Annotated in this window: 7 protein-coding genes; 6 read left to right on the plus strand and 1 reads right to left on the minus strand. The window is 66.8% G+C overall.

Translation table 11 applies throughout. The annotated features are described in order from the left end of the window. Positions 1–131: 131 nt before the first annotated feature. On the minus strand, positions 132–563 hold the full coding sequence (gene dtd / locus ABZW16_RS06135; protein ID WP_354952735.1) for a D-aminoacyl-tRNA deacylase: 432 nt from the start codon (positions 561–563) through the stop codon (positions 132–134). Between the two features lie 98 nt (positions 564–661). Between dtd and ABZW16_RS06140 the strand changes: the two genes are divergently transcribed. The 6 genes from ABZW16_RS06140 (at position 662) to ABZW16_RS06165 (ending at position 9,091) form a co-directional block, all read left to right on the plus strand. After that, positions 662–1,465 carry a DUF6585 family protein gene (locus tag ABZW16_RS06140; protein WP_354952737.1) on the plus strand — a complete coding sequence of 268 codons (804 nt, stop codon included), beginning with the start codon at positions 662–664 and terminating at the stop codon, positions 1,463–1,465. Positions 1,466–1,680: 215 nt separating this feature from the next. Next, complete coding sequence (locus ABZW16_RS06145) at positions 1,681–1,980, plus strand: hypothetical protein (RefSeq protein WP_354952739.1); 300 nt, start codon at positions 1,681–1,683, stop codon at positions 1,978–1,980. 11 nt (positions 1,981–1,991) lie between these two features. Then, positions 1,992–7,439, plus strand: coding sequence for a hypothetical protein (locus tag ABZW16_RS06150; protein WP_354952740.1), 5,448 nt, complete (start codon positions 1,992–1,994; stop codon positions 7,437–7,439). Beyond that, positions 7,436–7,933, plus strand: coding sequence for a YbaB/EbfC family nucleoid-associated protein (locus ABZW16_RS06155; RefSeq protein ID WP_354952742.1), 498 nt, complete (start codon positions 7,436–7,438; stop codon positions 7,931–7,933). The genes ABZW16_RS06150 and ABZW16_RS06155 overlap by 4 nt, the downstream gene beginning before the upstream one ends. Positions 7,934–8,246: 313 nt before the next feature. Beyond that, entirely contained in the window at positions 8,247–8,561 is a 315-nt protein-coding gene (locus tag ABZW16_RS06160; protein WP_354952745.1) for a hypothetical protein, read from the plus strand. A gap of 14 nt (positions 8,562–8,575) precedes the next feature. Further along, positions 8,576–9,091, plus strand: coding sequence for a YbaB/EbfC family nucleoid-associated protein (locus ABZW16_RS06165; RefSeq protein ID WP_354952747.1), 516 nt, complete (start codon positions 8,576–8,578; stop codon positions 9,089–9,091). Positions 9,092–9,108: the final 17 nt, after the last annotated feature.

The following is a 9,108-nucleotide window of genomic DNA, read 5'->3' on the forward strand; positions in this document are numbered from 1 at the left end:
AATCGACCCGTTGACAGCGGGTGCACTGGGCTTCCGTGTGCTGGGGTCGTTCCGCGCGGACGATACGGTGTGGTCGAGCAAATACCTGCCGCGGGCAGTTTGTCCGGAGTGGTTGCGCTCCGGGGTTGTGCTCAGCCCTCGAGCAGCAGTGTCACCGGTCCGTCGTTGACGAGTTCGACATGCATATGCGCGCCGAACCGGCCGGTGGCGACGGTCGCGCCGAGTTCGCGCAGCGCCTGGGCGAAGGTCTCGACCAGCGGTTCGGCGACAGCACCCGGCGCGGCAGCGGACCAGGACGGCCGCCGTCCTTTCCCGGTATCGGCATAGAGCGTGAACTGACTGACCACCAGAATCGGCGCGTCCAGATCGGCCGCCGAGCGCTCACCCTCGAGAATCCGCAGCCGCCACAGCTTGTCCGCCAGCGCCTTCGCGGTCGCCTCGGTATCGTCGTGCGTCACCCCGACCAGGGCGACCAGTCCCTGCGGGTTCGGCTCGATCCGGCCGACGGACTCGCCGTCCACGGTCACCTGAGCGGCGGATACGCGCTGCACCAGTACTCGCATGCCCCGATCCTCGCATCCGGGTTGCCGGCTGCCGCCGGGTGCATCGGATCCGTTAAGGCGGTGGTCCCGCGGGTGCTCGCGCTGGCACGATTCGAGCGATGGAGCTGAACGCGGGTCGGCCGGTCGCTAATGAGCACGATCCGGTTGCCGAGGCGGCGGTCGCGGCCGGGCTCGGTACGCGCCGGGCGAGTTATCTACCCGTGGCACCGGGGTGGCGGCGGTATCGGAGGATGGTGATCGTCACTGCGGTGGGTTGGGCAGCGCTGCTCGGCTCGGTGGCCGGTGGGTTCGTCGTCGGTGAGATCTTCGCCGGGGTATTTGCGGTGATGTTCTCGGGGCGGCTGCTATGGGATCTGGTCCGGTTGCGTTACTTCGAGGAACGTAATCGCGGGTCTCGGCTCGAACTGTTCCAGCGCGGTTTCGTGGTCGCGTTCCGTGGCGAGGTGCGGGCCTTTCGGTACGACACGACGTCGGTGCTGCAGAATATCGTGCGGCACAACGGGTATGGCACGACCATCGGGATTACCTACGCGTACACCTGTACCGACGTCACGGGTGCGAAGGTCGTCGTGCGGAGCGGGTTCGAGCGTCCGGAGGAATGGGGTCCGGCGATTCAGCAGGCCGTTACCGATGCTCAATTGCCCAGTGCCGCATTCGCAATCGATGCCGGGCAGCGTCTGGATTTCGGAGATCTCTGGATGACATCGGGGCTCGTGGGTTCGGGCGCTGTGTCCGTTGCGTGGTCAGAGATCGAAGAGATCAGGGTTCGTGACGGTCTGGTGAGCCTGCGGGTCGCCGGACAGTGGCGCGCGCTGACGACTACACCGGTCCGGTATGTTCCCAACTTCTTCGTATTTCTCGCGCTCGCGCAGGATCTGCGGCGGCGCAATATATCCGGCTGAGCCGCGTCAAGAAGTCGTAAGCCGGTGGCGAGATCGGTTCCGCCGGGGTTGGATCGATCGCCGGAGTCCTACCAGCACTGATCGCTGCTGCCATCGAGTTCTGTGGTCCGGCACAGGCGTATCAGAACGGCGTTAATTCGCGGTGCGGGCACTGTCGGTTCGATCGCTGTTCATGCCACTGTCGAAAGTCCGGTGCTTGGCGGAAGGGGTTCGACGTGGCGGAAAAGGTGCGGGTGACCCCGGAGCAGTTGCGTTGCGCCGCGCGGGATATGGGCATTCTGCGCGACCGCGTCGCGGCGATCCTGACGAATCTGGAGACCTCGCTGGCCGCCAAGGGCGCCGCCTGGGGCAATGACTCCTACGGCAGCAATTTCGCCGACGGACCCGACGGATACACACTCACCCACACCGAAATAACGAAGGGCATGGGGGATCTGACGACGACGCTCGGCTCGTACTCCGATGGGCAGTACAAGGCCGCGACCGCGCTCGCGAATGATCATTTCGGGATATAGCGCGGTCCTCGGTGTCCCTCTATCTGCCCCCGTGGCTGCACTGGCTCGGCTTCATTGCCGGTTCGTACTGGCCCGAGGGTGACGAAGACGATATCTGGGCGATCCGCGATGACTGGAAGGCCGCCAGCGACGCGATTCGTGATCTGCTGCCCGAGCTGAAGGCCGCGGCGAAGGCGACCGAGGACGCCTATCCGTGGGGTGATGGCATCGAGGCCATGAAGGAGCGTCTGCACGAGCTCCAGGTGGGTGACAAATCGGTTGCCCATCTCGCCGATGTCCTTGCCGCAATGGCTGATTCGGCGGATGCGCTCGGCACCGAGATCGAGTACACCAAGCTGCTCATCTACACCTCGCTCGCCATGCTGGCCACCGAGATCGCCCTGGTCTGGGCGCCACCGACGCCGCTGTCGCCGGGGTTGGAAGCGGCGGCGATGGCGGCTCAGCGGATCGCCATTCGAGTGATCGGCGAGAAGGCGATCGAGACGATCGGCAAAATTCTGGCCCGCAGCGGCATTCGCTGGATGCTGAAATTCACTGCCCGGCACGTTGTTTTGAGCACGCTGCTCGGCGCGGGGCAGGATTTCGCGATTCAGGGTTGGCAGATCGGCGAGGGGACCCGCAAGGATTTCGATTGGAAGCGGCTGCGGGTGACTGCTGCCACCGCTGCCATCGCGGGCGCGTTCGGCGGACCCGCCGGTGGCGCGCTCGGCAAGCTCGCCAACAAGATTCCTATGCCGACCAACTACCTGACGGGGATCACCAAGGGGGCGGTCGTCGGCACGGGCGCGGGTGTGATCGGTGGATATGGCGCCTGGGCCAGCGGCTCGATTCTGAATGATCCCAATGCGAGGATCTGGGATCCCAGAACCTGGAATTACGGTGCGATCGATCCGAGAAAGATCGACCCGTTGGTGCTGACGAGCACTTCGGCGTATGGCGTGCTGGTGGGTGGGAATCGGGGGGCCGAGCACGTCTATGACATGCGCAAGGCCGCGGCGGCCGCGAATAACGGGACCGGGGCCGGGGGATATCGAGCTCCGGAAGCCGGACAATACGGCCCGCCGCGCGGCGCGGACGGGAGCGCGGCGCATTCGCCGGAAACCGGTACGGGACACGGTGACCCGGGGAACGGCGGTTCGCGTGGGAGCGATCCCGCGGGCGGGTCCATCGGAGGCGCCCAGCCCGACGGAGCGGGGAACGGCGCGCGCAGTGCGGATCCGGGTCACGCAATGGGGGAGGCCAGGCCCCAGGCACCCTCGTCCGAAGCGCCCCGAGGCGAGTCGGGGCAGCAGCACCAATCCAGCGAAAACGCGGGCCCCCAGAGTGCTATGGAAAATCGCCCGGCTGCGGAAGGCCGTCCTGGGCCGGAAACGCGTCCGGTGTCGGAAGACCGTCCGGTCGTCACCGGCGAGCCGAAACCGTCAGGGACTGACGGGCGTTCGCCTTCGGCGGGTCCGTCGAAGGCGCCCGATGGCTGGCGCGCCGAATCCGGCCAACAGCGGCCGAATACTCCAGATCCCCGCCCGACCGGCAACGGATCTCGTGCGGGCCTCCCACAACAGCCAGGAGCGGGTAGTACCCCCGAGAGCCACCAGCCGGTACAAGCGCGTTCGGGGGCGGAAGAGGCTCCGCGGGCAGCCGAAAACGGCAAGGCCGAGAACCACATCGACGGCAGCGCGCCGCACGAGGCACCAGCCGGACCTGAACAGCGGGTTCATCCCGAAAGCCAGTCGAAGCGGGCTGCCGACGGCGCCGAGCCGGAGTCGGCGAGCGATCCTGCGCGGCAGCGAGATCCGGATGAGGGCGAGGGGCCGGAGCGGATTCGGTTCCTGCGCGACAGTGATGAGGGCTTCCGTTCCCCGGAGGAGCGGTCGGAGCACGCGAAGCAGCGCCCGGAAGGAGATCAGCGCCCGGAAAGTCAGCGGCCGAGGTCCGAGTCGGAGGCAGGGCAGTCGAAACCGGAGGAGGAGCATCCCAACCGGGAGTCCGAGCCGCGCCCGCAAAGTGAACCGCGTTTGGAGGGGGAGCAGCAGCCGAAGTCGGAGGCTGGGCAGCCCAAGCCGGAAGGCGAGCAGCAGCCTGGTGAGCACGGGCGGGAGGGTGAGCGGCGTCCGGAAGGCCAGCGGCCGGACTCCGAGGCCCGGCAGTCGAAACCGGAAGGAGAACAGCCCAAGTCGGAGGCCGAGCAATCGAGGGCGGCGGTTGCGGAGTCGCAGGCCGAGGGAGTGCGGCGGCCGGACAGTGCTGCCGAGCAGTGGTTGCAGGCAATTGCAGGGTGGGCTCGTGCCGAATTGGGACTCGACCTATCTGGGATGAGCCCTGATCGAATGCAGCGGGTCATCGCCGACGAGTTGATGCGTGCGCAGTTCCGGTTGAATGCCGAGAATGATGCGTTGAATCGCGCCGGTCTCGGCCCACGCGAGCATTTCGAAATTCGTGATCGGCTGCAGCAGGAGCAGGCGCAACTCTCGGTGAATCGCCAGTGGTCGCGCAGTGCCTTCGGTTCGTACCGCGACGCTGTCGCCGCTGCGAAGTCACCGGCTGGGGCGGATCCTGCGCATCAATCCACCTCGAAACCTGAGGCGCGGCCTGCATCCGAGCAGTCGAGGCCCGACGCGGAGCAACCGAACTCGGAGGCTGGACAGCCGAAACCGGAAGTGGAACGGCCTGAATCGGAGGTCGAGCAGCCGATATCGGAGGGGGAGCAGTCGCGCAGGCCGGGTGCGGAGCCGCGGTTGCGGCAGGTGGATTCGCAAGTGCCGCACGAGTTGTCGCCTTCGGTGCGGCATGAGGTGGCGGCGTTGGCCCGTGATCGCGCGGCCTTGACCGAGCAGTTGCCAGGATTGCGGGCCGCGCGGGATGCGGCGGTGGCGGCGGTGTATCGGGAAAGGCTGCCGCTGGATGAGGGCAATCTGTCGACTCCGGAGGGGGTGCGGGCCGAGGCGGATCAATTGCGTGATCGGACGATGAGCAGCCATGAGGCGCCCGGCAAGTTGGCGGCGATCGATGCGCTCGAGCGGGCCGCGAACCGGTACAACGAGGTTCGGGATCAGATGCTGGCGAAGACGGACGAGATCACGGCGAAGACGAGCAGCGACTATCTGAGATCGCTTGGCGCGGAGGAAGTTTCCGATCGAGTCGGGTTGGTCGATGGCGATCCGCCGCGGGTGATCGTGGTCGGTCGCAGCTCCGAGGCAGGTGCGGGGTCGCCGCATGATCGGCTGCTGACCGACGCGTTGCGGGCGGAGGCGGCGCGGGGTGAGTCTCGACTTGCCGACGCCCTGGCTCACCCAGGTGCGGAGATCAATTATGTTCGCGTGGCGACGGATTCGTCCGGCCAGACCCATACATCCAATCTCGGGTCTCCCTCTCCGCGCCAGTTCGTGCCCGAACGTGCGGTCTCGCCCGAGGTGGAGGTGTTGACCCGCGAGCACGCCGCGCAGGTCGAGCGGCTGCGGGAGCGGAAGGTCGCGCGCGATGCGGCGGTCGCGGCGGTGTATCGGGAGAAGCTGCCGCTCGATGAGCACAACCTCTCGACTCCAGACGAGGTGCGGGTCGAGGCCAACCGTCTGCGCGATCGGACCATGACCACCGACGAGGCCCCCCGCAAGCTCGCCGCCATCGACGCTCTCGAGCAGGCTGCGCACGAGTACAACGCCGCCGAGGCCGAAACGCAGCGGGCGGCCGACAAGTTGTCTGCTGCTGAAAACCCTGCGGCCGCGCAAGGAAACTCGACGAGCAAACCCTCACGCCCCCCGGCCCCGCAGCCGTCCGCTATCTCCGAAGCCCAGCCCCCAACAGCCGATCCCAACGGTGGACAGCCTCTAACACCCGCACGCCCCGAGGGCGACCCCGAGGAACCCGAGTCATCGGAGCCCCCGGACACAACGTCGAGAATCCCCTACACCCCAAGATATTTCGCCCCACCTGGCGCCACAGACTACGACGCACCGGAGCCTCCGGACGACGGCATCTGGGAGGAGCCCGAACCCGAACCGGGGCCCGAACCCGAACCGGGGCCCGAGCCGGAACCTGAGCCGGAGCCCGAGCCGGAACCTGAGCCGGAGCCGGAGCCCGAGCCGGAGCCGGAGCCCGAGTCCGAGCCGGAACCGGAACCTGAGCCCGAGCCGGAGCCCGAGCCGGAGCCTGAGCCCGAGCCCGAGCCCGAGCCGGAGCCTGAGCCCGAACCTGAACCCGAGCCGGAGCCGGAGCCGGAGCCCGAACCTGAACCCGCGCCCGAGCCGGAACCGGAACCTGAGCGCGAGGTCGAACCGGAACCTGAGCCGGAGCCCGAGCCCGAGCCGGAACCGGAGCCGGAGCCCGAGCCCGAGCCGGAACCGGAGCCCGAGCCGGAACCTGAGCCGGAGCCGGAACCCGAGCCCGAGCCGGAACCGAAACCTGAGCCGGAGCGCAAAGTCGAACCGGAACCTGAGCCGGAGCCCGAACCGGAACCCGAGCCGGAGCCCGAGCCCGAGCCGGAACCCGAGCCGGAGCCCGAACCCGAACCGGAACCGGAACCGGAACCCGAGCCCGAGCCGGAACCCGAGCCCGAGCCGGAACCCGAGTCGGAGCCCGAGCCCGAGCCCGAGTCGGAGCCCGAGCCCGAGCCTGAACCCGCGCCCGAACCGAAACCTGAGCCGGAGCCGGGGCGCAAGGTCGAACCGGAACCCGAGCCCGAGCCTGAACCGGAGCCGGAGTGCAGGTCGGAACCTGCGCTGCAATGGCCGGAGCATCCGCGCTGGATGCCGTTGGGGTCGACGGATTCGGTTGTGCCCGAACGGAATCTGTCACTGGAGCCAGATAAGGGCGGTGGGCGAGATGAGGATTCGTCGTTGGAGGTTGTCGGTATGGATGAGATGGTTGCTCGCGCGCAGGCATATGCCGTGCCAGTGGCGACAATGCTGCTAAAGGCTGATCGGGCTGACGCTGATCGGGGGATGGGCGGTCCCGAGGTCGGCTCGATGCCCGTGGCTCCGGTAGGGCGCGTGGGCGGTGGCCCGATCACCCCGAACAGTGGCGAACACGGTGGCGGAGTCCAGGGCGTGCTTGTGCGGTCGCTGAGCGGTTATGGGGAACTCGCCGACCTGGACACGGTGACCGGAGTGCTGCGCGAAGTCGGCGCTGCGTCGGAGTTGCCCGCCCGATTGGGGGGCGTATTCGGTGATCTCGGCGGTGTGCCGGTAGTGCTCTATCGGGACACCGGCGGGCTCATGTTGCGGGTCGGGACCCGGGTGCTGGCGACCGATGAACCGGGGCTGCGGGTCGAGTGGCATCGCGAGGTCATGGGGCAGGGTGGTGGTGTCCATGCGCGCCTGACGGTTTCGATCCGCGACGAGGTGGTGTGCAGGCTGCGGTATCCGAATCTGCCCGCCGACAACGATCTCGGACGTTTCGTCCGCGATGTGCTCGCGGATCCGCAGCGATGTGATCAGGTCTTCGAATCGAGCCAGGTCATATGACGAACGAGCACTCGAGTGCCGAGATGTACGCCCTCATCGACGATTTCGAAAAGCAGATGGGCGAGATCGCGCGATTGCAGCGCGAACGCAATCTGATCGTCGGCCGAGCCACAGTGCGGGGCAAGCGCATCACGGTCACGGTGAATGCCGATGGCATCATCATCGGCGTCGAGTTCAGCTCGAGGATCACTGACCTGAGCTATGCCGAGATCGCAACCGCGGTGGTCGACGCCACGCAGCAGGCAGCCGCCGACGCGACTCGCCGAGCGCGGGAATTGATGGCCCCCTTGCTCGCTCATCGAGCGCGAATGCCGAAGCTGTCCGATCTGGTCGATGGCATTCCGGATCTGACTGCCCTGATGCCGAAGCCGGTACCTGCTCCGATCACCCCGGCACGCCTCGAATCGGACCGGGAAACGATGACTTTCACCGATGTCGAGGCCTTCGACCATGACCGCACCGAACGCAGCGGGGTTACCGACGCCAGTTGGTGATCCGCCGGTGCGCGCTCCAACTGCCACGGTAGTCAGCAGGTGATCGACCAACAACACCACCTGGATGAGTCCCGGTGCGATGTAGCGGGCGACAGTGTCGGTGCCAGCGGCGGTGTCGCTAGGTGAGCCGAGCCGTTCCGGTTGTTGACGTTTATGAGAGGCGATCGGTCTAGGCGGGAGCGGGTGTGTAACTGCCACGGCACCTTTCGTTCATTTTCGAGCTACTGACGAGTTGCCCAGCGCTGTCATCGTCGAATCAGACGATCCGATGGTGATGGCGCGGGTGACCGCAGGAGCTCGAGGAGTTGGCGCGATGTCGGACAAGTTGACGCATGACGCGGACCTGTTCGAGAGGGCCGCGGAGCGGACCAGCGCGGTCCGGGATCGGGTCAATGGCGTGCTGAGCACGTTGGACGCGGCGCTCGCCGGACGCGGTGAGCCCTGGGGCAACGATAAGCTCGGCCGACAGTTCGCCGAAGGGCCCGATGGCTACAAGGTGGCGCGCACGAATATGACCGCCAATATCAAGACCACCGCGACGAATTTCGACAACTTCTACACCGGTCAGACCAAGACCGCCAAGGAGTTGCGGCGGATGGACCAGTCCAACGGCGACGGCTTTCGGTAATCGGGGGCGGGGGTATGACCAACGAATTCGCCAAGGCCGAGATGGCCGCCGTGCTCGATGAGGTCCAGCAGCAGTTTCGCGCGATCGCGAAGGTGCAGCAGCAGCGCGCCGAACTGACCGCCAGTGCGACTGTGCGCAAACGGATTACCGTCACGGTGAACGCCGACGGCACCATTATCGAAACCAAATTCGCTTCCGATATTGACGAATTGAGCTACAGCGAGATCGCCAAGGCCGTGACGGAAGCAGCTCAGCAGGCCACCGCCGAGGTGATGCGCAAGGCGCAGGAGCTGATGACGCCCCTGCACGATCGCCGTGCGCGACTGCCGAAACTTTCGGACCTGATCGAGGGCATGCCCGACCTGAGCGCCGAAATGCCAAAGGCGCCAACAGTTTCGCTCGCGCCGCCGAATGCCGAAGAGCGGCGCGCGGTCGCCGCGGATGACAGCGCCCCGATGGAATTCAGCAATGTCGAGTTCGTTTCTCGACAGCCGGGCGCGGACCGCGGGGTCACCGATTCCAGCTGGTGATCCAGGGGTGAGTGCGG

Source organism: Nocardia sp. NPDC004604 (genome assembly GCF_040609795.1).
Lineage (GTDB): Bacteria > Actinomycetota > Actinomycetes > Mycobacteriales > Mycobacteriaceae > Nocardia.